Source organism: Flavobacterium sp. GSP6 (genome assembly GCF_003984855.1).
Taxonomy (GTDB): Bacteria; Bacteroidota; Bacteroidia; order Flavobacteriales; family Flavobacteriaceae; genus Flavobacterium.
In genome coordinates this window covers 132,901-158,088 of record NZ_RYDO01000006.1, presented here as the reverse complement: position 1 = coordinate 158,088, position 25,188 = coordinate 132,901, and the positions used below count along the sequence as shown (strand labels likewise).

Sequence of the window (25,188 nt, the reverse complement as noted above, 5' to 3'; positions counted from 1 at the left end):
GCTATCACCCTTAAAGGTAAAAAATTTAGCCAGAATCATTTTGAAGTTTTAACGATTCTGGCTAAAAAAATAGGGCATTATACCGTTGCCAGACTAAATGGTAATTTTCGTATTCTTTTGCCTGTCAGGTCAAAAATGGCATTTGTCAACGCTGGTGCAAAAGGAGGAAGACCGGGTTCTCCAACTCCGCCTGCATCTTCTTCATTGTCTATAATATACACTTCTATTTGTGGAATATCCGTAATACGAGGCATTGGGTAATCATAAAAATTATTTTGTTCTACTATACCATCCTTAAATGTTATTTCATGTATTGTTGCCGCACCCAGACCCATGACGATGGAACCTTCAACCTGCGCGCGAATAATATCCGGATTTACATACCAGCCACAATCTATGACGGCCCAAACATTATCTATTTTTACACCTCCAGAGGCGTTTTTTGAAACTTTTACAATGTGTCCTACCGTTGATTTGAAACATTCAGTGATGGCTACACCATAGCCTTCATTTTTACTTCTTTTTTTCCAGCCGGAGACTTCTTCCATTTTGTCAATTAGTTTTTGGCATCTCTCATCCTGTAGATGAGCTCTTCTAAAATCCAGCGGATCCGCGCCAGCTTCTACAGCTATTTCATCCATAAAACTTTCAAACGCAAATCCGTTTGTAGAAGCATACACTGAACGCCACCACATTGTTGGTAGTGGTGTTTCAAAGGGAACATCTGAAATGCTTAAATTTTTGATACTCGCATAATAGGGTTCAAGGAATCCTTCGCTGGTACTATCATTAGGAACGTCTTTCTTTCCTCCACTCCAGTGGTCGTTATTTTGGCCTGCCATTCTAAATTTAAGCGCTTCAATTTTCCCGCCTTTTACTACACCTTCACAACGATAAGAGATTCCTGGTCGGTAAGGGCCCTGCTTAAGGTCATCCTCTCGTGTCCAAACTACCTGAACCGGAGCTCCAATTTCTTTTGAAATCAATACCGCTTCATGAGGATAATCGGTAAAGGCTTTTCTTCCAAAACCACCACCGAGGAAAGTCATATTTACAATTACCTTTTCTTTTGCAATTCCCATTTGGGTGCTTATAAAATCCTGAACCCATCCAGGTGCTTGAATCGGACCCCAAATTTCTACAGTATCTCCTTGGAAATTGGCAATACAATTCAGCGGTTCCATACAGCTATGGGATTGGTATGGGGTCTGGTAGATTACATCCAGTTTCTTATTTGATTTTTCTATGATTGCAGTAGGATCACCTTGAGATTTAAGAGGCAATCCTTCCTTCGTTTTTATAAATTCTTCCTGGCGTTTGAATATTTCGGGACTGTTTACATGTTCAAATCCAGTATCATCCCATTCAACTATTAAAGCCTTTTTCCCCTGCATCGCTGCCCAAGTCGAATCAGCCACAACGGCGACTCCTTCCCGAATGGTATTGTGGACCATCATTTTTACCACAAAAATCTGTTTTACCCCTGGTATTTTTTTTGCCACGGAATCATCAAAACTTTTTACTGTTCCACGAAGTCTTGGATTTCGTTCTACGGCTGCATAGAGCATGCCTGGAATCTTTTTATCGAGGCCAAAAATAGCAGTCCCATTTGTTTTCATGGGCGTATCCAAACGGTGTAATGGCTGGCGGATAAGCTTATATTCGGATATTTTTTTGAGTTTAGGATTTTTAGGAGCTTCTAATTTTGAAGCTTGGGTTGCCAGTTCACCATAGTGTTTCTTTTTGCCAGAAGGCCTGTGAATAACATGTCCTGCTTCGGCATAGCAATCGTCAACGGATACATTCCATTGGAGCGCAGCTGCGGCAATCAGCATTTCACGTGCCGTGGCGCTCAATTTTAGTAATTTTTTGTACGCGGATCTTATGGTTGAGCTACCACCAGTAATCTGGTTTCCGTATTTTTTTTCATTTCCTTGGGCAAATACTACGTCTATATCTTTTAAATTCACTTCTAGTTCTTCGGCTATAATTTGCGGAATGGAATGATAGGCACCCTGACCCATTTCGGCACGGTGACTAACTATGGTTACTTTTCCGGAGGTATTGATGAGTATCCAGGCGCACATTTCAATATCAGCTGCTGTTAAATCGGATGGTTTTATTAAAGTTGGAACTGTATCGCCGGGTAAATAAAACCCCATACAAAGAGCAGCCCCACCCAAACCAGTAAGTTTGAGAAAGCTTCGTCTTGTATTTACTAAATTGTTTTTTGAATCCATCATACTTTAGAAATTATTTATTTTACAATACTCTGGTTTAGAAATTATTTGGCGGGAGCATATGCACCGTTATTTAGCCATGTCAGCCATTCTTTTTTAAACTCTGCATGGGTCAGTGGCGGTAGGCTGCGCCCTTCGCCCGGATTCCATCCTGCAAGAACAAAAGCATCATCAGCATGTTTTTTGAGTTTATTAATATCCATATGTCCGTTTTTAGATGGATCCATTAATTGTTTTGCCAGCTGGTGAGCTGTTCTGCCTTCAAAAACCATTTTCATATCAGCAGGTGGCAAGTGCCAGTCTGAATTTCCTGGTGGCGTATGTAATCCAGGTGTATTTTTAGTTTGGTGGCAATTTGTACATTTCATGGCATATAATCCTCTTCCGTCAATACCGCGTTTAGGAGCCATGACATGTAAATGACTGTCTTCTCCTTGTAAAGGAACGTCACCAATAGGGTGGCAGTTCACGCAACGGGGACTCATTAAAACTTTATAAACCTTTTGGAATGCTTTTACAGAGGCAATGCTGTCCTTGATGATTACAGTAGGATTAATATTTATATATTCACTTTCATTCTCCGGTTTTAGTGTCCAGCCCAATGCAACTACACTAACGAGCAAAAAAAAGAGAATAACAGCCGTTTTATTTTTTTGGAATGAAGCCATAGTAAATTGATTATTTTAAGAGAGGAATATCCTATAAAAAGTTGATTTAGTATATTGAAGTATCTTTTATCTTTTATCTTTTTCTTGTAATTGTGCGGCTAAATGAATGGCTTTTCTTACACGAGGATAGGTTCCGCATCGACAAATATTTCCTGACATCGCGTCATCAATATCCTTATCAGTCGGTTTTGGATTTTCTCTCAATAACACTGCAGCTGACATGATTTGGCCGGAATGGCAGTATCCGCATTGGGGTACATCCATTTCATTCCATGCCAGTTGCGCTGGGTGGTCATTATGTAAAGACAAGCCTTCAATTGTGGTTATTTTTTTTCCTTCGGCCCTGCTGACTTTAGTTACGCAGGATCGAACTGCTTCTCCATCAAGATGCAACACGCATGCTCCGCACTGTGCAACACCACAACCAAATTTTGTTCCAGTCAGGCCCAGTGTGTCCCTTACTACCCATAGTAGAGGCATGTCCGGACTTACATCAACTTGATAGGTTTTATTATTTACGTTTAATGTTATCATAAGTACTTGAAATTAGATTAAAGATCAATAGACAGTTTCCTGAAAATAGGTAAAAAAATATCTAATGTTTAAACTTACTAAAAAAAATAAAGGTTTTCTAATATTAACACTAAATTTAACGAAAAGTAAATACTGTATTATGATTCTCAACTCACTTTTACTATTGTAAAAATAGGGGTTGCATCTGACAATGAGATAATAAGTACATTTTTGAGGTTTATATTATGGTTTTATTCCTTAAAATTCTGATTTAAATGTGCAGTCCTGTTTATTGCTTCAATAATTATATACTTTTACCCAACAACAGAGATTTATAATACTTTGAAAGGACGTAATTAAATACTAAAGCAAATTGAATAATGAAGTTTACAACAATCACTCTTGGAGACAATAAGATAGAAGTTTTTAATTCTTTTATGGCAAAAGAAACTATCGTATTGAACGGAAAAGTAGTTTCGGAAAAAAATTCGATAACCGGAGCTACACATCATTTTAAAATGATTGAAAATGAGCAAGAAGTAGCCTGTAAATTTATTTTTGGGTACGGTGCTAATGGAGTGGTGATGAGTTTATACAAAGACAACAAACCAGTAATTGAGTCACAAAGAAGTATGTTCTTTGGATTCGTATTAATTACGCTTCTTACGTTTGGGTTTGTATTTTTTTATACTTTACTCTTTCACTGAGAAAGTCCACTACTTAAATATTGGAATCCGAATTAAAAGACAAAACCACTGCTTATACAATAAACAGTGGTTCTGGAACTAACAGAAATCAATTCTAATTAATCAAGTAAGTCTTATTGCCAGCCCCCACCAAGGGCTCTGTACAATTGAATTATGGCTTTGTATTGTTGGAATTTATTGTCTATCAAGCTTAATTCTGCATTCAAAGCATTGTCTTTTACAGTTAAAACTTCTAAATAATTCGCTAGTCCGTACGTCAATAATTCATCTGAATAATCAGTGGCTTTATTCAATGCAGCTACTTGTTTTCCCCTCACGGTGAGTTTGTAGGTTTCATTGTTGTATTGTGCCAATGCATCCGAAACTTCTTTTCCGGCGGTCAACAAAGACTGCTCAAACTGAAGATAGGCTTTTTCCTGATTTGCTTTTGCAATTTCAAATCTGGTTTTAATCTGTCTTTGATTAAAAATAGGTTGTGTCAACCCCGTAATTACATTAGCAAAAAGGGAATTAGCGCTAAACCATTCTTTCAAATCAATACTCTGAAGTCCTCCTGTTGCAGTAAGTTTTAACGTTGGATAAAAATTACTTTTAGCTACATTGGTTTGCTCAAAACTCGAAATAAAGTTGTATTCTGCTGCAATCACGTCAGGTCTGTTTCTTAGTAACGTAGCAGGTACACCAAGTGTAATGGTTGGTTGTAAGGATTGTGTTTCAAAAGTGCTTCTTTCAATTTTGGCAGAAGCTTCACCCATAAGAATGCTCATCGTGTTTTCAAGAATGATACTATTATTCTTTAAATCAGCAAGGATAATTTCGGTAGCATATTTTTGCGCTTCGGTTTGCTTCACACCAACTTCGGTAACATTTCCTGCCGCCTTTAATGCTACAATTGTTTCAATACTTTGATTTCTGTTAATCAAGGTTCGTTCTGCTAATTTTATTTGTGCGTCAACAGAAAGCAATTGATAATAGGTTGCGGCAAGGGTAGCAATTAATTGTGTTTTGACCACTTGATTCGCTGCTGTAGTTTGAAGATAGGCCGCATTTGCTGCGCGCTTGTTGCTTCGTATTTTTCCCCAAATGTCTGCTTCCCAAGAAAGATTCCCTGTAAACAGGTATTGATCTACATTAGTTGCACCACCACCACCACTTATTAAGGCACCTAATTGACTGTTTTTAGAAAGCTCTTGATGCGTCCAGTCGGCACCTACAGAAAGTGTTGGAAAATACCCGGCTTTTCCCTGTCGCATGGCAGCCTCGGCAGCTTGGATATTTTGCATTGCAATTCTGATATCCAGGTTATTGTTTAACCCTTTTTTGATATACCCTTGCAAAAGAGGATCGGTAAAAACGACATCCCAAGCAACATTAGCAAGTGAAGTGGTATCATTTGAAACAACTTCAGTTCTGTAAAGATTTTCGGTTTTTAATTCTGGCCTATCGTATTTTTTAGCAACAAAGCACGACTGCATTACAGTAGCGGTTATAACAACTACTGCTATTTTAATTAACTTATTCTTCATTTTCTTTATTTAAAAGTGCGACATCAGTTTCCTGATTTGTTATCGGAAGTGGTTTTGTAGAAATTTTTTCTTGTAAGGTTTGGAAAACGATAAACAATACCGGTATTACAAAAATACCAAAAATGGTTCCTATTAACATACCGCCAATTGCTCCAGTTCCAATAGCATTATTCCCAACAGCTCCAGCTCCTTTAGCTAACATCAAAGGCAATAATCCGAAAATAAATGCAAATGATGTCATCAATATAGGACGTAAACGAGCAACTGCACCATGAATAGCCGCTTGGGTGATACTCATTCCTTTTTTTCTGGAATCTACAGAAAACTCGACGATTAAAATGGCGTTCTTAGCGAGTAATCCAATAAGCATAATAAGTGTTATTTGTAGGTAAATATTATCACTCACATTGAAAAAATAAGCAAATAAGTATGCTCCTGCTAAACCAATTGGTAATGAAATTAATACCGCAAAAGGCAACATATAACTCTCATATTGAGCGGCTAACAAGAAATATACAAAAACCAAACACAATAGGAAAATATACAATGTTTGACCGCCAGCACTTATTTCCTCACGAGTCATTCCTGAAAACTCATAACCATAACCAATAGGTAAGGTTTGACTTGCCACTTCTTCAACTGCTTTAATGGCATCACCTGAGCTGAAACCTTCATTTGGAGCCCCTGTGACTTTTATAGAAGTGAATAAATTGAAACGTTCTATTGCCTGAGGGCCAAATACTTTTACTAAAGTCACAAATTGTGAAATAGGAGCCATCTGACCAGTATTATTTCTGACCAATACTTGATTTAACGATTCGGGATTACTTCTAAATTCGGGTTCAGATTGGTAAATTACACGAAATTGTTTTCCAAATTTGTTAAAATTAGAAGCATAAACGCCACCATAATATCCTTGCATAGTGCCTAAAACATCCGTGACAGTTAACCCTGATTTCTTTATGGTAGCAACATTCAAATCAATTCGGTATTGCGGATAATTTGGAGAAAAAGAGGTAGTTGCATATTTGATTTCGGGACGGCTATTTAAAGCTCCTAAAAATTTACTTTTTACTTCATCCAACTCCTCAATTGTTCCTCCTTTTTGATCTTGTAATTGAAATTCAAAACCATTGGTAAAACCAAAACCAACAAGTGTAGGGCGAGCAAAATAGAGGACTTTTGCATCTTTAACAGAAGCCGTACGCTTAAACAATTCAGCTATTACTGCATTTATTTCCTGATTCGCATCTTTACGTTCAGCCCAAGTTTTTAATTTTACAATTACCATTCCGTAATTACTACCTGTACCACTTATTAAACTACGACCTGAAATACGAAGTACTTCTTTTATTTCAGGAATATCTTTTACTTTATTTTCAATTTGCAATAATACTTCCTCGGTTCTTTCTAATGAAGTGCCGGGCGGAAGAGAAACGTCAGAAAGAATTGCTCCTGTATCCTCACCCGGAACAAAAGCCTTTGGCGTAATATTTAATAATAAGATAAAAATCCCTGCAAAAATGGCAATTCCTAAAAAAGCCAACCATTTACGTTTTATAAAAAACTCAACAGATCTTTTATACTTAGCGGTTGTTGTTTCAAACCCAACATTGAATGCCGTATAAAAGCGTTCTGCAAAACCTTTTTTCTTTAAGTTTTTATCGTGTTCTTTCAAGAAAATGGCACACAAAGCAGGAGAAAGTGTTAGGGCGTTAATAGCTGATAATACAATTGCAACAGCCAAAGTTATTCCAAACTGCTTGTAGAAAACGCCAGCTGAACCACTAATAAAAGAAACAGGAATAAATACCGCTGACATAACAAGTGTAATAGAAATAATTGCACTACTAATATCTTGCATGGCACTATGAGCTGCTTTTTTGGGATCATGTTCCCCAGCTTCCATTTTGGCATGGACGGCTTCAACTACTACAATGGCATCATCGACCACAATTCCCACGGCCAATACTAAGGCAAAAAGAGTTAATAAATTAATGGTAAAGCCAAATAAACTTAGGAAAAAGAAAGTACCTACAATTGCAACAGGTACGGATATTGCTGGTATAAGGGTAGATCTCCAGTCTTGTAAGAAGATAAAAACCACAATAAAAACCAATAAAAAGGCTTCAATCAAAGTATAGATCACTTTAGTGATAGATTCTTCTAAGAAGTCATTTGCATTAATTAAGGTGGCATATTTTACCCCTTTCGGGAAATTTACTTCCGCTTCATTTAACACTTTTAAGGAACCTTCAATTACTTCTTGTGCATTTGATCCTGCAGTTTGTGCAATAGCAATTGCAATAGATTTGTTTCCATTTGTGTACGCATTACTGGCGTAATTTACAGCCCCCAATTCAATTTTTGCAACATCCCCTAATTTAAGGATTTCTCCGTTTTGGGTTGAACGGATAATAATTTCTTCGAACTCTTTTACATCTTGCAGACGCCCTTTGTATTTTAATGTATATTGAAAAGATTGGTCACTACTTTCACCTAACTGACCGGGAGCGGCTTCAATATTCTGCTCAGCCAATAAAGCTGTAATATCCGAAGGAACAAGTCCATAAGCTCCCATTACATCTGGCTTAAGCCAAATACGCATCGAGTAGTCTTTTTGTCCAAAAATCATTGCTTCTCCAACTCCTGCTACACGTTTTATTTTTGGTAAAATATTGATGTTAGCATAATTTTGAAGGAAAGTATCATCATAATCCGGGTTGTCGCTGTATAAAGATAAAATCAAAATATTGTCGCTTTGTCTCTTTGAAGTTGTTACACCGGCTCTTGTAACTTCCTGAGGCAACAAAGGTGTAGCACGTGAAACACGATTTTGCACATTCACAGCTGCTAAATCTGGATTTGTACCTAATTTAAAGTAAATATTAATAGCTGCTGAACCGTCATTATTTGATGTAGAAGTCATGTAAGTCATGTCTTCAACACCGTTGATTTGTTCTTCTAATGGAATTACTACCGAGCTCATTACAACTTCGGAACTGGCGCCTTGATAGTTTGCTGCTACGGTTACCGTAGGTGGCGCTATTTCTGGATATTGTGAGACAGGGAGTGAGATTAACCCTAAAACTCCTAAAATTACGATGATAATAGAGATCACCGTTGACAATACCGGTCTGTCAATGAATTTTGAAAACATATTTTGTTATTTATTCAATAATTAGTTTCTGAATTACTTTTTTGTTGGATTGATGATAGTTTTAAAATCAATAATTTCAGCCTTAATGAGGGTTCCTTCAGTTACTATCCCCACTCCTTCAACAAGTATTTTATCGTTTACATTTAATCCGCTATCCACTACAAAAAATTGACCTCCAGGAATTGCGCGAACTTCAATTGGGATTGCTTGCACTTTGTTGTTTTTATCCACAACAAGTGCAATGCGTTTGTCTTGTAATTCTAATGTTGCATTTTGAGGAATGACAATAACATCCTCTAAATGTGTAGGGATTTGTATCGTTCCACTTTCTCCAGAACGCAACAATTTGTTTCCGTTTGTAAAACGTGCTCGTACATTAAACGATCCTGTTTGTGTGTTGGCTTGTCCGCTAAAGGTTTCAATTTTACCCTTTTGTTCATATTGCATCCCATTGCTTAAAATTAAATTTACCGCTTCCATTTTGTTTATTTTTTCTTGAAATGACTTTCCTGGAGTATTCATCATGATATCCAATTGTTCTTTTTCATTTACTGAAAAATAGGCATAAATCGTGCTCACATCCGAAATTCGGGTTAAAGGTTCAACAGTTTGGCTGCTTACATAACTTCCAAGTCTTAAAGGTAAAGTTCCTACAATTCCGTTAACAGGACTTTTTATAGTAGCATAATTAATTCTGGCAACGATACTTTGATACGTGCTTTTAGCACTAGCTAAATTTGCTTTAGCCGTTTCTAATTGCACATCACTGATGATGTCACGCTCTACCAAAGGGATTAAACGATTTACCTCCACTTGAGCAGCCGCAACTTTTGCTTTTGCAGCGCCAGCTTCCTGGGTTGCTGTTTGAGTCTCTAATTTAAAAAGCAATTGCCCTTTTTTAACTTCTTGTCCTTCTTGTACATATATTTTTTGAATATATCCATCTACTTTTGGACGAATATCTATATCGGTAACGCCTTCTAAACTCGCAGGATATTCAGCTAATAAAGTTGTATTAGAGGTTGCTATCTCAACCACTTTGTAGGACATAACAGAAGGAGCCGTTTGAGCCGTTTCTTTTTTGCAGGAGAGCAAGCTTATTGATAATAAAATTACACTTATAAAATATTTTTTTTTCATCTGGGACTATTTACTAAAATTGATTAATTATTATTTTACTATTGTTATTTTCTATTTCTTTGAATTTATGGATGGTTTTAATCAATAATTCTTCGACTTCTATTACATGTTTTTTGTATGCTTTTGTATTTTCCAGATTGCACTGCTCTTCAGGACATGAAATGTTTTTTTCACGGTACGCTTGCAATTTTTCGATTATTTGTTTTTCAAAATCAAGTATTTTTAGATAATTAGTCAGTCTTTCGCTAAATGGACTGGATTTGAAATATTTTTTTCGATCACCAGTTAACGTATAATAATTTATTTTGTCCATTTTTAGCAGCAGATTCAAGTTTGTAGAAATCGAACTTTTACTGGCGCCCAGTTTTTCAACTATTTCTTCAAAGGTTAATCCTTTTTTGCAGCCATCAATTATTAATAGTCCCAGAATTCTGGAGCCAAGCGGAGATAAATTATACAGTAACTCAAAATGAATTCCGAACATTTCTATAAGTTCTTCTCTTTCTTTAGGAATATTGTTCATAATTTTTTTGCAAAAGTACTATTTAGTTCGGCATTTACCGAACTAAGCGAACTTAAATCTATGTTAATTTATTTAACAAATTGTAGTTAATGAAGTTACTGCTTCTACAATAAAAATCTAAAGTTTATTCCTCATTTAGTTATAATTAGATTAAAAGTTAGTTGGTGAAAAAAAAATGCTTAATATTGAAAAGTGAACATTTATCCATATTTTATTAAACCAAATGAATTTTACTATGAAATCTAAAAACTTCAAGAACTCTTTATTAATGATTTCTTTATTCTCTGCAACAGCAGTTATGGCGCAACACAACTATGTGAACACTCCGCCAGAGGTTTCCCCAATGTCAATGAAACCAGAAATGACTGAAATTTGGGAACCAGAAGTAAAAGGTATTACCCCGGCTAAAACCCTTGGAAATGCGCCTTCGGATGCGATTATTTTATTTGACGGTAAAAATTTAGCACAATGGGTGAGCCAGAAAGATATAAATAAACCGGCAGGATGGAAAATTGTTGATCAAGATTACATGGAAGTTGTTCCGGGTACCGGAGCCATTCAAACTAAAATGGTTTTTGGGGATTGTCAACTGCACCTGGAATGGAGCGCGCCGGATGTTGTTTTAGATGGGGGACAGGCAAGAGGAAACAGTGGCGTATTTTTCCAAAACAGATATGAATTACAAATATTAGATTCCTATAATAATAGAACCTATAGTAATGGCCAGGCCGGAAGTATTTATAAAGATCATCCACCTTTAGTAAACGCCGTGAAAACACCATTAGAATGGAATGCTTATGATGTAATATATACGGCACCTCGCTTCAAAGCAGATGGTAAAATTGATGCTCCGGCAAGAATTACCGTGTTTTTAAATGGTGTTTTAGTCCAAAATAATACTACAATAAACGGGTTGACACTTTACATCGGTTTGCATAATTATCCCTCGGCTCATGGAGAGGATGTTATTTCGCTTCAGGATCATGATTCTAAAAATCAATTCCGAAATATTTGGATCAGAAAACTATAAAATTAAATACCAACGGAGTGCTAAAACGCTCCGTTTTTTTTAGCGCTACAACACAATTAGTACTGTTCTGTTTTTGAAATCTAAATTACTTATATTTGTTGACCTAAAAAAAACTTATAGTGAGTCAAATCAATAAGCTAAAAATATTCAATGATCCCATTTATGGGTTTATTACCATACCCAATGCCTTAATTTACGATTTAATACAGCATCCTTATTTTCAGCGTTTGCGCCGTATTTCCCAGATGGGCTTGTCGTATTTAGTATATCCTGGTGCCAATCATACCCGTTTTCATCATGCTTTAGGTTGTATGCATTTAATGCAAAAAGCGGTTGATGTATTGCGTTTTAAGGGAGTTTCAATATCTCCAGAAGAAGAAAATGCACTCTATATTGCCATTTTGTTACACGATGTAGGACATGGCCCTTTTTCGCATGCTATGGAAAGAAGTATCGTTGAGGATGTACATCATGAGGAAATTTCCTTATTGTTCATGAATCAGTTAAATGTGGAATTCAAGGGCCAGTTGAGTCTAGCCATTCAGGTTTTCAAGGGGGAATATGACCGGAAATTTATGCTGCAACTTATTTCGAGCCAATTGGATATGGATCGTATGGATTATTTGAAACGCGATAGTTTTTATTCGGGTGTTTCAGAAGGCAATGTCAATTCAGAACGATTGATCCAAATGATGAATGTTGCGGATGATGTTTTGGTTATTGAAGAAAAAGGAATTTATTCTGTTGAAAAATTCTTGATGTCCAGACGATTAATGTACTGGCAGGTTTATTTACACAAAACCAGTTTAGTGGCCGAGTTAATTTTGACGAAAGTCCTAAAAAGAGCTAAAGAATTGACATTAAAAGGAGTACAGTTGCCTTGCAGCAAGCCGTTGTTCTTTTTTATGGAAAATAAAGTTACGATGGACACATTTGATGCCGGGAGGTTAGATTTATTTGCACAATTAGATGATTTTGATATCATTAGTGCTTTGAAATCATGGCAGCAACAGGATGACTTTACGCTATCCTCCTTAAGTAAAATGATTGTAAACCGTGATTTATTAAAGATAAAATTAACGAGTGAAAAAGTCACTTTGGAAGAATTACAGCCGTTGAAAGAACGTTTTGCAGCAGAGCATCATATTTCTTTACAAGAAACAAACTATTTTATTTTTAGAGGAAAAATAAAAAATCAGGCTTACAGCAAACAGGCAGAACCCATACGGATTTTGAATAAAGACAAAACAATTGAAGACGTTGTGGATGCCTCTGATCAATTGAATTTGAAATCATTATCTAAATCCGTTACTAAATATTACATATGTTTTCCAAAACAACTGTTATAAATTCAGTATTTAAAACCTATTTTTTATATTTTTGTCGGGATGAAATTTACAGCAGAACAAATAGCAGGGATTTTAGAAGGTGAAGTTGTAGGAAATCCCATGGCAGAAGTTTCTAGATTATCAAAAATCGAAGAAGGCATCGAAGGATCACTAACTTTCTTGTCAAACCCCAAGTATCAGAATTATATTTATTCTACTAAAGCATCTGTAACAATTGTTAATGATACTTTTATAGCAGAGGCACCAATTACTACAACTTTGATTAAAGTGATTGATGCGTATTCCGCATTTTCTAAATTATTAGAATTTTACAATCAGGTAAAATTAAATAAAAGTGGGATAGAACAACCCTCTTTCCTTTCGGACAGCGTTAAATATGGAGAAAGTTTATATTTAGGGAGTTTTAGTTATGTAGGTCAAAATGTCGTTTTAGGAGAAAACGTAAAAATTTATCCCAATTGTTTTCTGGGTGATAATGTAGTAGTAGGGGATAATGTTATTCTATTTGCTGGTGCAAAAATTTATTCAGAGACCATAATAGGGAATAACTGTACGATACATTCCGGAGCTATAATAGGTTCAGATGGTTTTGGTTTTGCACCTAATCCAGACGGAACTTACACTAAAATCCCACAAATAGGAAATGTTATTATTGAAGACAATGTTGATATTGGGTCTTGTACTACAATAGATAGAGCCACAATGGGTTCAACTATTATACGAAAAGGCGTGAAGCTGGACAATCAAATTCAAATTGCGCACAATGTTGAAATTGGGGAGAATACGGTAATAGCGGCGCAAACCGGTGTTGCGGGTTCAACTAAAATTGGCAAAAACGGAATGATTGGTGGCCAAGTTGGAATTTCTGGACACCTAACCATTGGCAATAATGTACGAATTCAAGCGCAATGTGGTGTAGGAAGGAATATTAAAGATAATGAAATCTTACAAGGAAGTCCCGCATTTGGGTACAATGATTTTAGTAAATCGTACGTTCATTTCAAGAATTTACCCAAAATTGTTGCAGAAATCGAAGAATTAAAAAAACAAATTTTAAACCAAAAAAATGGAAAAAATGGTTAAACAGAAGACCATCAAAACAGAAATCTCTCTAACTGGAGTTGGATTACACACAGGTAAAGAAGTGAAAATGACTTTTAAACCTGCTCCAGTCAATAATGGTTTTACTTTTGTTCGTGTAGATCTAGAGGGACAACCTATTGTGGAAGCTGATGCAAATTATGTAGTAAATACACAAAGAGGAACCAATTTAGAAAAGTTAGGGGTAAAAATTCAAACACCAGAACATGTTTTAGCGGCATTGACGGGTTGTGACTTAGATAATGTCATCATAGAATTGAATGCTTCTGAACTACCAATAATGGATGGCTCCTCTAAATTCTTTGTTGAAGCTCTTGAAAAAGCGGGTATCGAAGAACAAAGTGCAAAAAGGAATGTATATATAGTAAAAGAAGTTATTTCATTTACTGATGAAGCCACAGGCAGCGAAATTTTAGTGATGCCAAGTGATTATTACTGCGTTACTGCAATGGTTGATTTTGGGACTAAAATTTTAGGAACTCAAAATGCGACTATGAAAAATATTTCTGATTTCAAAACGGAGATATCTGAGTCAAGAACCTTCAGTTTCTTGCATGAATTAGAATCTCTTTTAGAGAACGGTTTGATAAAAGGAGGTGATTTAAATAATGCTATCGTGTATGTTGATAAAGAAATATCAGCCACTACAATGGAAAGTTTGAAACTCGCTTTTGGAAAAGAGCAAATAACGGTTAAACCAAATGGTATTTTAGACAATCTGACTTTGCATTATCCGAATGAAGCGGCAAGACACAAACTACTTGATGTAATAGGTGATTTAGCTTTAATTGGAACTAAAATACAAGGTAAGGTAATAGCTAACAAACCAGGACATTTTGTCAATACACAATTTGCGAAGAAAATGGCTAAAATCATAAAAATTGAACAACGAAATTATGTTCCTGTTTTTGATTTACATCAGGAACCATTGATGGACATTCATAAAATCATGGCAGTTCTGCCTCATAGACCCCCATTTTTATTGATTGACAGAATTATCGAAATGTCAGAAACTCATGTGGTTGGAATGAAAAATGTAACCATGAACGAAAACTTTTTTGTAGGTCATTTTCCTGAAGCTCCGGTTATGCCAGGTGTTTTAATTGTGGAGGCCATGGCGCAAACAGGAGGGATTCTTGTTTTAAGCACGGTTCCGGATCCGGAGAACTATTTGACTTATTTTATGAAAATAGATAATGTTAAATTTAAACACAAAGTATTACCAGGCGATACTTTGATTTTTAAATGCGATTTAATTACGCCAATCCGACGAGGTATTTGTCATATGCAAGCAAATGCGTATGCAAATGGAAAACTGGTTGCTGAAGCAGAATTGATGGCCCAAATTGCTAAGAAACAGTAATTTTTTTGTTGATTTGGTTAATCGTGTATTCGGTTAATCGATTAAACAGTTAAACGATTAAACAAAGAATATGAATCAACCACTAGCATATGTTCATCCCGGCGCTAAAATCGCCAAGAATGTTGTCATTGAACCGTTTACAACCATCCATAATAATGTAGTTATTGGGGATGGCACTTGGATAGGATCTAACGTTACCATAATGGAAGGCGCAAGAATAGGAAAAAATTGTAATATATTCCCTGGTGCAGTAATTTCAGCAGTTCCACAGGATTTAAAATTTGGCGGAGAAGATTCTTTAGCAATTATTGGAGATAATTGTACCATAAGAGAATGTGTGACCATCAATAGGGGAACAATAGCCTCCGGACAGACTACCTTAGGTAATAATTGTTTGGTAATGGCAACGGCGCATATTGCCCACGATTGTCACATAGGTGATAATGCTATTATTGTAAACGGAGTCGCTCTGGCTGGTCATGTAACCGTTGGTAAATATGCCGTTATTGGAGGATTGGCTGCCATTCATCAATTTATCCATATTGGAGATCATGCCATGATTTCTGGTGGATCCTTAGTAAGAAAAGATGTTCCCCCGTTTACCAAAGCCGCAAAAGAACCTTTGTCGTATGTAGGTATTAATTCTGTGGGATTAAGAAGACGTGGTTTTACAACAGAAAAAATCAGAGAAATTCAAGATATTTACAGAATTCTGTACCAAAAAAATTATAATACCACGCAAGCTTTGGGTATTATTGAAGCTGAAATGGAGGCCACGCCGGAAAGAGATGAAATCATTGATTTTATTCGAAACTCCTCAAGAGGTGTAATGAAAGGCTATTCAGGAAATTATTAAGAATCAACAAATCAACAAATAAAAATAAAAATGGCATCTACATCAGACATTAAAAACGGATTGTGTATTAAATACAACAACGATATCTACAAAATAATTGAATTTCTTCATGTAAAACCAGGAAAAGGACCAGCTTTCGTTAGAACTAAATTAAGAAGTTTAACAAACGGAAAAGTATTGGATAACACTTTTTCTGCGGGTCATAAAATTGAGGAAGTTCGAGTTGAAAATCATAAATTTCAATATTTGTATCCGGAAGGTGATGAATTCCATTTTATGAATACAGAAACCTTTGAGCAAATTTCCTTGAATAAAAATATTTTGGATTCCCCAGGATTATTAAAAGAAGGCGAAAATGTAATGGTAAGTATCAATACAGAGACTGATTTACCTCTTTCTGTAGATATGCCGGCATCTGTAATTCTTGAAGTGACTTATGCGGAACCAGGTATCAAAGGAAATACTGCTACAAATGCAACAAAATCAGCAACTGTTGAAACAGGAGCCACTGTAAATGTACCTTTGTTTATCAATGAAGGAGATAAAATTAAAATAGATACTGCATCAGGTTCTTATATGGAACGTGTAAAGGAGTAGTTTTTATAGGTTTTCAGTATCAGTAGATAATTCGAGTTGTAAAGAATTAAAACTGGTACTGAAAACTGAGACTAAAGAAATGAAAAAATGAAATTCCAAAAAGTATATACTTTAGAAGAAATTGCAACTATCATCGACTGTGAATATGTTGGTGATGCTAATTTTCCTGTTTTGGGAATGAATGAAATTCATGTTGTCGAATCTGGTGATATTGTTTTTGTAGATCATCCTAAGTATTATGATAAAGCGTTAAACTCAGCGGCAACTATAGTTTTAATCAATAAAAATGTAGCTTGTCCTGATGGAAAAGCATTACTTATTTCTAATGATCCGTTTAGGGATTTCAACACATTAACAAAACACTTTAAACCTTTTCAGTATTCAAATGTTTCAATAGCTGCTTCAGCTTCAATAGGTGAAGGAACTGTAATACAGCCCAATACATTTATTGGAAATCATGTTGTCATTGGAGAAAATTGTGTGATACATTCTAATGTTTCTATTTATGATTATACCGTAATTGGTGATAATGTAATCATTCACGCAGGAACAATTTTGGGTGCCGATGCTTTTTACTATAAAAAACGTCCCGAAGGATACGATCAATTACTTTCCGGCGGAAGAGTGGTCATCAAAGACAATGTGGGAATTGGAGCGCTTTGTACAATTGACAAAGGTGTTACTGGCGATACTATTATTGGTGAAGGCACAAAAATTGACAATCAGGTGCATGTAGGTCATGACACCGTGATTGGGAAAAAATGTTTAATTGCTTCACAAACCGGAATTGCCGGATGCGTTATTATAGAAGATGAAGTTACAATATGGGGACAAGTAGGAACTACCAGCGGAATCACAATAGGAGCAAAGGCTGTTATTCTAGGACAAACCGGAGTTACAAAATCAGTAGAAGGAGGTAAATCCTATTTTGGAACGCCAATTGAGGAATCAAGAGAAAAATTGAAGCAACTGGCCAATATTAAAAAGATACCAGAAATTCTTACTAAACTAAAATAATATGTCTGCAAAAGAAATCGTTCAACAATTTTATAAATCAGATGCTTTAATCGACAGCGAAGTCATCAAAGATTATTTGCACCCGGAAGTAATAGTAGAATGGAATAGCAGCAAAGGATTCATTCAGTTGGATTATAATTCTTTATTAAATTTATCTAATGATTTAAGCAAAGCGTATGTTCGTTCTAAAGTTCGAATAAGCCATATTATTGGTGAAAATAATTTAATTTCCGTGCGCTATTCTCATTTTGTCAAAACAATTGAAAATCCTAGAGAAGAGATGTTATTAGCACATTTTATAGCTATTTGGGAAATAAAAGACAATAAATTATACAGAGGGTATCAAATGAGTCAATTATCCTAATTTAGTGTCAAAAAACTGAACACTGAACACTGATTACTGCTTACTATTTTATACTTTTGCATAACAATTTTAAAAACTACATAAAAAATATATCATGAGTGTTTTAGTTAATAAAGATTCCAAAATAATTGTTCAAGGTTTTACAGGAAGTGAAGGAACTTTCCATGCTTCTCAAATGATTGAGTACGGTACTAACGTTGTTGGTGGCGTAACTCCAGGAAAAGGAGGAACAACTCACTTAGACAGACCCGTTTTCAATACTGTAAAAGATGCTGTAGAACAAGCAGGAGCTGATACAACTATCATTTTTGTTCCACCGGCTTTTGCTGCTGATGCAATAATGGAAGCTGCAGATGCAGGTATAAAAGTAATTATTGCAATTACTGAAGGAATACCTGTGGCTGACATGATAAAAGCAAATAGTTACGTAAAAGAAAGAAATGCTCGTCTAATAGGACCTAACTGCCCAGGAATAATTACTCCGGGTGAAGCTAAAGTTGGTATTATGCCAGGTTTCGTTTTCAAAAAAGGAACTGTTGGTATTGTTTCTAAATCGGGAACATTAACCTATGAGGCAGCGGATCAAGTAGTTAAGCAAGGATTAGGAATCACTACCGCTATTGGTATTGGTGGAGACCCAATCATTGGAACTACAACAAAAGAAGCTGTTGAATTATTAATGAACGATCCAGAAACAGAATGTATTGTAATGATAGGTGAAATTGGCGGACAATTAGAAGCGGATGCAGCTCACTGGATCAAAGCAGATGGTAACCGTAAACCAGTTGTAGGATTCATTGCAGGAGTTACCGCTCCAGTAGGACGCACAATGGGACATGCAGGTGCAATCGTAGGTGGATCTGACGATACTGCTGAAGCAAAAAAGCAAATCATGCGAGAATGTGGTATTCACGTAGTAGATTCTCCAGCGGAAATTGGTAAAAAAGTAAAAGAAGTTTTAGGTTAATCTAAACTCTAATTAAATATTTTAAAAGCCTCACATTTTGTGGGGCTTTTTTATTATAAATTCAATTAAAGAAATATCTTTGCACTTTATTAAATAAATCTGTTTTTCAGATGTAATCCTAATAAAAGTAAACATAAACGAATGGTTTCTAATGGACTTCACGATTTTGTGGGGTATTTTTTTGCTAAAGCCAATTCAAATTAAAATAAAAAAAATGTATAAAGAGTTAAAAAAATTCAAAGTTACCAATCAGTTTTCATTCACTACAGAAGATAGTTTAGCCGAAGTTTGTAATGCTTCAGAAGGATCTGGAATATTTTTAGTATATGCCGTAGCAGAAGAGAAAGAGTTGATTATGGTGGGTTCTACCGGAACTGTCCAAAATAACGGAACTTTGAAAATTAAAAACGGTGGTCTAAAAGAAAAAATTGTTGAAGGACACCAATTTGCTAAAACAGGAAGAAAATATTCTTGGCCAGCGCAAATGAAAATTGAAGAGATCAGCACGCTAGAAGTGGTTTGGTATGAGACATTCAACGATAAAACTAAAGTGATTCCAACATTCGTAGAAGGACAAGTTTTACAAAACTTTCTAGACGAAAATGGAAGATTACCAAAATGGAATGTAGCTTTTTAATACAATCCGTTTTTTTAAATAATTTAAAAGCTCCTATTTGGGGCTTTTTTTATTAAATGGTGTCGACCATTTTGTATCTACATATACATTAGTTCCTGATAATGTTTGAATAAAAGCGACAAGAGCATTAACTTCGGGAGCAGTAAGATTTAATTTTTGCCCAAAACCATTTGGCGCTAATCTTGGATCCAAATTTGTATTTCCGGGAGCTAAATTGATACTTCCATAATGCCCAATAACATTTTGTAGTGTTGTTAAATTTCCCGTATGCATAAATAAACCATTAGAACTTCCGTTTGGTTTTACCAGATCTCTCAATGAAGGTGCTCTTGTGTTTGTGATGTCAATTCCCGGGGCGTTTAAAACACCTATAATACCATTGTTTTTTGTATTGGGATCAATGTCAAATTCAGGTGCGGCATGGCAAACTGCACATCCTACTCCTCCAGAAGTTCTGTTTCCGGTTGCGTCAAAAACCGGAGGCGCCAGGAACAAATTTTTACCTTGATTTTCTTGTGTCGTAAAGTTGGTGAAGGGTTGGCCGTCGTTTGCAACTAATACCCTTCCAGCATCATATTTAGAATCAAAGGATTGGATGCTTCTAATAAATTGCGCCAAAGCCAGCTGAATCTTGCTTTCAGTAATGATTTCAGAGCCATACGTATATTTAAACAATTCTTTGTAATACCCAATGTTTTGCAATTTTGAAATTAGTACTATCAAGTTTGCATCACCTAAGGTTCCGCTAAAACCCATTTCAATGTGATTTTGAATAGGTTGTGTCGTTTGTAACTCTAATGTGGTTGCTCGTTCGTCCCAAAAAAACTTGTTTTCTCTTGAAAATCTAGAATTCACCAATCTCATAGAATGTCTGGTGGTCTTTCCGTTTATTCCGTCGCTGGCAATAGCCACATCTCCAAAAGCATTTGCTTGAATGTGGCAGGAAGAACAGGAAATTGTGTTATTTGAGGATAAGTTTTTATCATAAAATAGAACCCGACCTAATGTTGCTCCTTTGTCAGTTACTGGATTTCCTGCAGTGTTATCTTTAGTTATGTAAGAAGGGATAATTTGGTTAGCATAATTACTCAAATTATTTAAATCAATTTTACCAGGAAAAGTAGCAGTCACATTGGGATAGGAATCGGCAATCACAGTTGTTTCATTGCTTTCATTTTTGCTACAAGCTGTAAAAACGAGTAATCCTACAAAAAATAATAAGGAAGAGATCTTGTTCATATCAATTGGTTAAGTTAAAAAATGAAGTCGTTGATTCTATTTGGGTTTCTTGTATTTTAGATTGTTTTTTTACTTTTTTTTATAATTAGAGTCAATTTCAAATCTAGTAATTTTATTATGATTACATCTAAACATTTTGAAGCTTTAATCATGTCAAACAGTTTTACTTAGTTTTAGGACAATTTTTTTTATAAAAGGTTTAATTGAAGATGTATTTTTTTTTCAACCCACAATTATTGCTATATTTGACAAGTGTAAATTAGCCCTGATAGAAGTGGAAATCCTTTTTCTTGTCAGTTCGATTTCGTTTGAAAAGCGAGGAGGAGAACAAGAGAAAAAGATTGAAACGGATAGCAGGAATAGCTTCAAATAAATATTAAATTAATTTTAGAACATGAAATTACTAGAAGGAAAGGTTGTTATAATTACTGGCGCAAGCCGTGGAATTGGTAAAGGAATTGCAGAAGTTTTTGCTAAAAATGGGGCAAATGTTGCTTTTACGTACAGTTCATCTGTTGAATCAGCTTTGGCTCTTGAAAATGAATTGAACGCTTTAGGGATTAAAGCCAAAGGATATCAATCAAATGCAGCCGATTTTAATGAAGCACAAACTCTTGTAGACGCGGTTTTAGCTGAATTCGGAACAGTCGATATTCTGATAAACAATGCCGGAATTACTAAAGACAACCTATTGATGCGAATGTCTGAAGGCGATTTTGATCAAGTAATTGATGTTAACCTGAAATCGGTTTTTAATATGACTAAAGCCATTCAACGTACTTTCTTGAAACAACGTTCAGGTTCAATTATCAATATGAGTTCAGTAGTAGGAGTGAAAGGAAATGCAGGACAAACGAATTATGCGGCTTCTAAAGCGGGAGTTATTGGTTTTTCTAAATCTGTAGCATTGGAATTAGGATCTCGTAACATTCGTTGTAATGTAATTGCTCCGGGATTTATAGAAACGGAAATGACCGCTAAGTTAAATGAAGATGTTGTAAAAGGATGGAGAGATGGAATTCCTTTGAAACGTGGCGGAACTACTGAAGATGTTGCTAATGCGTGTCTTTTCTTTGCTTCGGATATGAGTGCGTATGTAACGGGACAGGTTATGAATGTTTGCGGAGGAATGCTTACCTAAAATTTAATTAAAAGATTGTAAAATTCAAAGATTTAAAGATTTTTGAACTACGTAATTAATTTTTAATCATTAAATTCTTCAATCTTTTAATAAAGAATAAATGACAACAAACACGCTACTATTATTACTGCTTTCGTTACTAATAGCTGGTGGTTTGTCATTTTTTCAATATATTTACAAAGCCAAAAACAAATCGAAAGTCGGTTGGTTTTTGGCTTTTTTGCGTTTTTTATCCATTTTTGGAATTTTAATGTTGTTGATTAATCCAATACTAACCAAAAATACCTTCGAAACGGTAAAAACACCCTTACCGATTGTTGTTGATAATTCCAGTTCTATTTCTTTTTTGAATGCCAATGAAAAAGCATTAGAATTGTATAAAAGAATACAATTAAACTCAGATTTGAAAGATAAATTCGATGTGCAAACGTATCAGTTTTCAGATGATTTTGAACCTACGGAAATTTTTGATTTTAAGGGAACTCAAACCAATATCGATGTTGTTGCCAAAAATCTAAAAAGCATTTATAAAAACACAGTATATCCAACAGTTTTAATCACAGATGGAAACCAAACTTCAGGGAATGATTACGTCTATAGTTTTGACCCCTTAAATAAAGTTTATCCGGTAATATTAGGCGACACAACAAAATTATTTGACTTAAAAATCAATCAACTGAACGTTAATAAATATGCTTTTCATAAGAATAAATTTCCTGTAGAAGTTTTTTTGCAGTATTCAGGAACCAAAAGTGTAACAGCTGATTTTGTTATTTCACAAGGGAATTCGGTATTCAGTACACAATCCATTACCTTATCACCATCCAAGAAGACAGCAACTGTACCCGTACTTTTGCCGGCTGATAAAATAGGATTACAGGTTTTTAAAGTTACAATTTCATCAAAAGAAAAAGAAAAAAATACATATAACAACACCAAGAATTTTGCAGTTGAAGTTATTGATCAAAAAACAAATATTGCCATAATTTCAGCTATAAATCATCCCGATTTAGGGGCTATGAAAAGAGCTATTAAATCGAATGTACAGCGTAAAGTAATAATTATTAAACCAAATGAAATCAAAACATTACAAGATTATAATGTTTTGATTTTATACCAACCAACGACTGAATTTAAAACTATTTTTGAAAGTAATAAAGTTGCCGGAATTAATACATTTATTATTACTGGAAACAACACCGATTTCAATTTTTTGAATCAGCAACAGGAGAATTTGAGCTTTAAAATGAGTGGACAAAAAGAAGAGTATTTGTCGGTTTTTAATAAACAGTTTAATTTGTTTGCTGCGGACAATATTGGGTTTGAAGATTTACCGCCTTTGCAAAACGCTTTTGGAACCGTAACTACAAAAGGAGTTGTGTCAGTTTTGCTTTCATATAAAATCAGAACAATAGATACGAATGCGCCTTTACTGGTTTTTGCAGAAAATCAAGGCAGGCGAGCCACTTATCTTTTGGGTGAAAATAGTTGGAAATGGCGCTTGCAAACACATGTAAATAATCAATCTTTTGAAAAATATGACGTTTTCATGGATAAGATTATTCAATTTCTGGCTTCTAATAATTCTAAAAAATCATTGGTTGTTGAACATGAAAGTTTTTATAATTCCGGTGAAGCCATTGAAATAACGGCACAGTATTTCAATAAAAATTATGAGTTTGATGAAAAAGCCCGTTTGACTATAACGGTAAAAAATACCGAAACCAAGCAAACGAAAAATTACGATTTATTAAAAGGGAATAATTCCTATAAAGTCAATCTTGACGGATTGAAAGCCGGTTCTCATACTTTTACAGTAAAAGAATTAAATTCTAAAACGACGTATTCCAGTAGTTTTGAAATTCTTGATTTTGATATTGAAAAACAATTTGTTAATCCCGACGTGGAGAAATTGACGCAATTAGCTGGGCAAACACAAGGAAAAGCGTATTTTTCAGATCAAGTAGACGTATTGATTAAAACGCTTTTAGAAAATGAGGAATACAAGACGATACAAAAGAGTAGTGTTACCAAAACTCCTTTGATAAATTGGATGTGGTTATTGGTTTTAATTTCAATTTTACTGACAACCGAATGGTTTGTTCGAAAACACAACGGATTACTTTAATAAAATACAATTAAACAACATGGATTTTAGACTGAAAGTATTTTATACTGTTGCCAATCGTTTGAGTTTTACAAAAGCGGCAACCGAATTGTTTATTACGCAACCTGCTATTTCCAAACACATTCAGGAATTAGAAGAGGACTATAAAATCAAACTGTTTGACAGAAATGGTTCTAAAATAGCATTGACAACTGCTGGTGAGGTATTATTGAAACACACCAAAAACATTTTTGAAGTATACCGCGAAATTAATTTTGACATGAGTACACTGATTAATCAACGTTCCGGATTGTTGCAATTAGGAGCCAGTACTACAATTTCTCAGTATATAATTCCGCCCCTTTTAGCTCGTTTCCATCAAAAATTGCAAGATGTAAAAGTAAGTTTACTCAACGGAAACACGGAACAAATAGAAAACGCTTTATTAAGAAAAGAAATTGAAATAGGAATTGTTGAAGGGCAATCCAAAAATAAATCTATTAAATATACCGAGTTTTTGAAAGACGAATTGGTTTTGGTCTGTAAGAGTTCCAATCCGTTAGTAAGTCGTGATGAAGTGACTCAGGATGATCTTAAAAAGATGCGTTTTTTAATGCGAGAACAAGGTTCAGGAACACTTGAAGTTATTGAACATGCGTTGAAACCATTTAAAATTAAAGTATCCGAACTACAAATTGAAATGCAATTGGGAAGTACAGAAAGTATAAAATCCTATTTAATGCACTCGGATTGTGTGGCATTTATATCGATTCATGCCATAAAAAAAGAACTTCAAAACAATGAATTGGCTATATTAGATATTGAAGACCTGATTATAGAACGATACTTTTATATTATTACGCTTCAAGGAAAAACAGATTCATTATCTGATTTGTTTATTCAGAATATTTCCAATCATTATAATTTAAAGTTATAGCAGATT

General features: G+C 35.0%; 22 protein-coding genes. 14 read left to right on the top strand and 8 right to left on the bottom strand.

The window, feature by feature from the left end:
• Nucleotides 1-77: 77 nt before the first annotated feature.
• From EKM03_RS08420 to EKM03_RS08410, 3 genes are all read right to left on the bottom strand, one after another.
• The gene (locus EKM03_RS08420) at nucleotides 78-2,243 is read right to left on the bottom strand and encodes a xanthine dehydrogenase family protein molybdopterin-binding subunit (RefSeq protein ID WP_199741560.1); all 2,166 of its coding nucleotides are present in this window, start codon (nucleotides 2,241-2,243) and stop codon (nucleotides 78-80) included.
• Nucleotides 2,244-2,284: 41 nt separating this feature from the next.
• A complete protein-coding gene (locus EKM03_RS08415) occupies nucleotides 2,285-2,863 on the bottom strand; it encodes a hypothetical protein (protein ID WP_199741559.1) in 579 nt (192 codons plus the stop codon).
• 111 nt (nucleotides 2,864-2,974) lie between these two features.
• Nucleotides 2,975-3,442: a (2Fe-2S)-binding protein gene (locus EKM03_RS08410; RefSeq protein ID WP_126459461.1), complete on the bottom strand. Its 468-nt coding sequence runs from the start codon at nucleotides 3,440-3,442 to the stop codon at nucleotides 2,975-2,977.
• 359 nt (nucleotides 3,443-3,801) lie between these two features.
• Here EKM03_RS08410 and EKM03_RS08405 point away from each other — a divergent pair, with 359 nt between their 5' ends.
• Complete coding sequence (locus EKM03_RS08405) at nucleotides 3,802-4,128, top strand: hypothetical protein (RefSeq protein ID WP_126576185.1); 327 nt, start codon at nucleotides 3,802-3,804, stop codon at nucleotides 4,126-4,128.
• A gap of 113 nt (nucleotides 4,129-4,241) precedes the next feature.
• On the opposite strand, the gene EKM03_RS08400 is transcribed toward EKM03_RS08405, so the two are convergent.
• Genes EKM03_RS08400 through EKM03_RS08385 form a run of 4 tightly spaced genes read right to left on the bottom strand, consistent with a single transcriptional unit; the run spans nucleotide 4,242 to nucleotide 10,477 of the window.
• The gene (locus EKM03_RS08400) at nucleotides 4,242-5,654 is read right to left on the bottom strand and encodes an efflux transporter outer membrane subunit (RefSeq protein WP_126740173.1); all 1,413 of its coding nucleotides are present in this window, start codon (nucleotides 5,652-5,654) and stop codon (nucleotides 4,242-4,244) included.
• Nucleotides 5,644-8,814: an efflux RND transporter permease subunit gene (locus EKM03_RS08395; RefSeq protein ID WP_126740172.1), complete on the bottom strand. Its 3,171-nt coding sequence runs from the start codon at nucleotides 8,812-8,814 to the stop codon at nucleotides 5,644-5,646. Before EKM03_RS08395 ends, EKM03_RS08400 begins: the two co-directional genes overlap by 11 nt.
• A 33-nt stretch (nucleotides 8,815-8,847) precedes the next feature.
• Nucleotides 8,848-9,954: an efflux RND transporter periplasmic adaptor subunit gene (locus EKM03_RS08390; protein ID WP_126561549.1), complete on the bottom strand. Its 1,107-nt coding sequence runs from the start codon at nucleotides 9,952-9,954 to the stop codon at nucleotides 8,848-8,850.
• A 13-nt stretch (nucleotides 9,955-9,967) separates the two neighbouring features.
• A complete protein-coding gene (locus EKM03_RS08385) occupies nucleotides 9,968-10,477 on the bottom strand; it encodes a GbsR/MarR family transcriptional regulator (RefSeq protein ID WP_126553340.1) in 510 nt (169 codons plus the stop codon).
• Nucleotides 10,478-10,712: 235 nt separating this feature from the next.
• Between EKM03_RS08385 and EKM03_RS08380 the strand changes: the two genes are divergently transcribed.
• From EKM03_RS08380 to EKM03_RS08335, 10 genes are all read left to right on the top strand, one after another.
• Entirely contained in the window at nucleotides 10,713-11,507 is a 795-nt protein-coding gene (locus EKM03_RS08380) for a DUF1080 domain-containing protein (RefSeq protein ID WP_126767341.1), read from the top strand.
• Nucleotides 11,508-11,626: 119 nt separating this feature from the next.
• On the top strand, nucleotides 11,627-12,856 hold the full coding sequence (locus EKM03_RS08375; protein ID WP_126561550.1) for an HD domain-containing protein: 1,230 nt from the start codon (nucleotides 11,627-11,629) through the stop codon (nucleotides 12,854-12,856).
• Between the two features lie 39 nt (nucleotides 12,857-12,895).
• Nucleotides 12,896-13,939, top strand: a complete 1,044-nt coding sequence (gene lpxD / locus EKM03_RS08370) for a UDP-3-O-(3-hydroxymyristoyl)glucosamine N-acyltransferase (protein ID WP_126451547.1) — start codon at nucleotides 12,896-12,898, stop codon at nucleotides 13,937-13,939.
• Nucleotides 13,932-15,320, top strand: coding sequence for a bifunctional UDP-3-O-[3-hydroxymyristoyl] N-acetylglucosamine deacetylase/3-hydroxyacyl-ACP dehydratase (locus EKM03_RS08365; RefSeq protein WP_126460118.1), 1,389 nt, complete (start codon nucleotides 13,932-13,934; stop codon nucleotides 15,318-15,320). Before lpxD ends, EKM03_RS08365 begins: the two co-directional genes overlap by 8 nt.
• 70 nt (nucleotides 15,321-15,390) lie before the next feature.
• A complete protein-coding gene (lpxA, locus tag EKM03_RS08360) occupies nucleotides 15,391-16,176 on the top strand; it encodes an acyl-ACP--UDP-N-acetylglucosamine O-acyltransferase (RefSeq protein WP_126451549.1) in 786 nt (261 codons plus the stop codon).
• 30 nt (nucleotides 16,177-16,206) lie between these two features.
• A complete protein-coding gene (gene efp / locus EKM03_RS08355; RefSeq protein ID WP_126459482.1) occupies nucleotides 16,207-16,773 on the top strand; it encodes an elongation factor P in 567 nt (188 codons plus the stop codon).
• A gap of 87 nt (nucleotides 16,774-16,860) precedes the next feature.
• The gene (locus tag EKM03_RS08350; RefSeq protein WP_126459485.1) at nucleotides 16,861-17,790 is read left to right on the top strand and encodes a UDP-3-O-(3-hydroxymyristoyl)glucosamine N-acyltransferase; all 930 of its coding nucleotides are present in this window, start codon (nucleotides 16,861-16,863) and stop codon (nucleotides 17,788-17,790) included.
• Nucleotide 17,791: 1 nt separating this feature from the next.
• Nucleotides 17,792-18,154, top strand: a complete 363-nt coding sequence (locus tag EKM03_RS08345) for a nuclear transport factor 2 family protein (protein WP_126451552.1) — start codon at nucleotides 17,792-17,794, stop codon at nucleotides 18,152-18,154.
• A gap of 94 nt (nucleotides 18,155-18,248) precedes the next feature.
• Nucleotides 18,249-19,121, top strand: a complete 873-nt coding sequence (sucD, locus tag EKM03_RS08340; protein WP_126451553.1) for a succinate--CoA ligase subunit alpha — start codon at nucleotides 18,249-18,251, stop codon at nucleotides 19,119-19,121.
• A gap of 214 nt (nucleotides 19,122-19,335) precedes the next feature.
• Entirely contained in the window at nucleotides 19,336-19,758 is a 423-nt protein-coding gene (locus tag EKM03_RS08335; RefSeq protein WP_126459488.1) for a hypothetical protein, read from the top strand.
• A gap of 33 nt (nucleotides 19,759-19,791) precedes the next feature.
• On the opposite strand, the gene EKM03_RS08330 is transcribed toward EKM03_RS08335, so the two are convergent.
• The gene (locus EKM03_RS08330) at nucleotides 19,792-20,997 is read right to left on the bottom strand and encodes a cytochrome-c peroxidase (RefSeq protein WP_126740171.1); all 1,206 of its coding nucleotides are present in this window, start codon (nucleotides 20,995-20,997) and stop codon (nucleotides 19,792-19,794) included.
• 394 nt (nucleotides 20,998-21,391) lie between these two features.
• Here EKM03_RS08330 and fabG point away from each other — a divergent pair, with 394 nt between their 5' ends.
• The 3 genes from fabG (at nucleotide 21,392) to EKM03_RS08315 (ending at nucleotide 25,182) form a co-directional block, all read left to right on the top strand.
• Nucleotides 21,392-22,138, top strand: a complete 747-nt coding sequence (gene fabG, locus EKM03_RS08325) for a 3-oxoacyl-[acyl-carrier-protein] reductase (protein WP_126459494.1) — start codon at nucleotides 21,392-21,394, stop codon at nucleotides 22,136-22,138.
• Between the two features lie 100 nt (nucleotides 22,139-22,238).
• Nucleotides 22,239-24,266, top strand: coding sequence for a hypothetical protein (locus EKM03_RS08320; protein ID WP_126740170.1), 2,028 nt, complete (start codon nucleotides 22,239-22,241; stop codon nucleotides 24,264-24,266).
• 19 nt (nucleotides 24,267-24,285) lie between these two features.
• Nucleotides 24,286-25,182, top strand: coding sequence for a LysR family transcriptional regulator (locus EKM03_RS08315; RefSeq protein ID WP_126563728.1), 897 nt, complete (start codon nucleotides 24,286-24,288; stop codon nucleotides 25,180-25,182).
• Nucleotides 25,183-25,188: the final 6 nt, after the last annotated feature.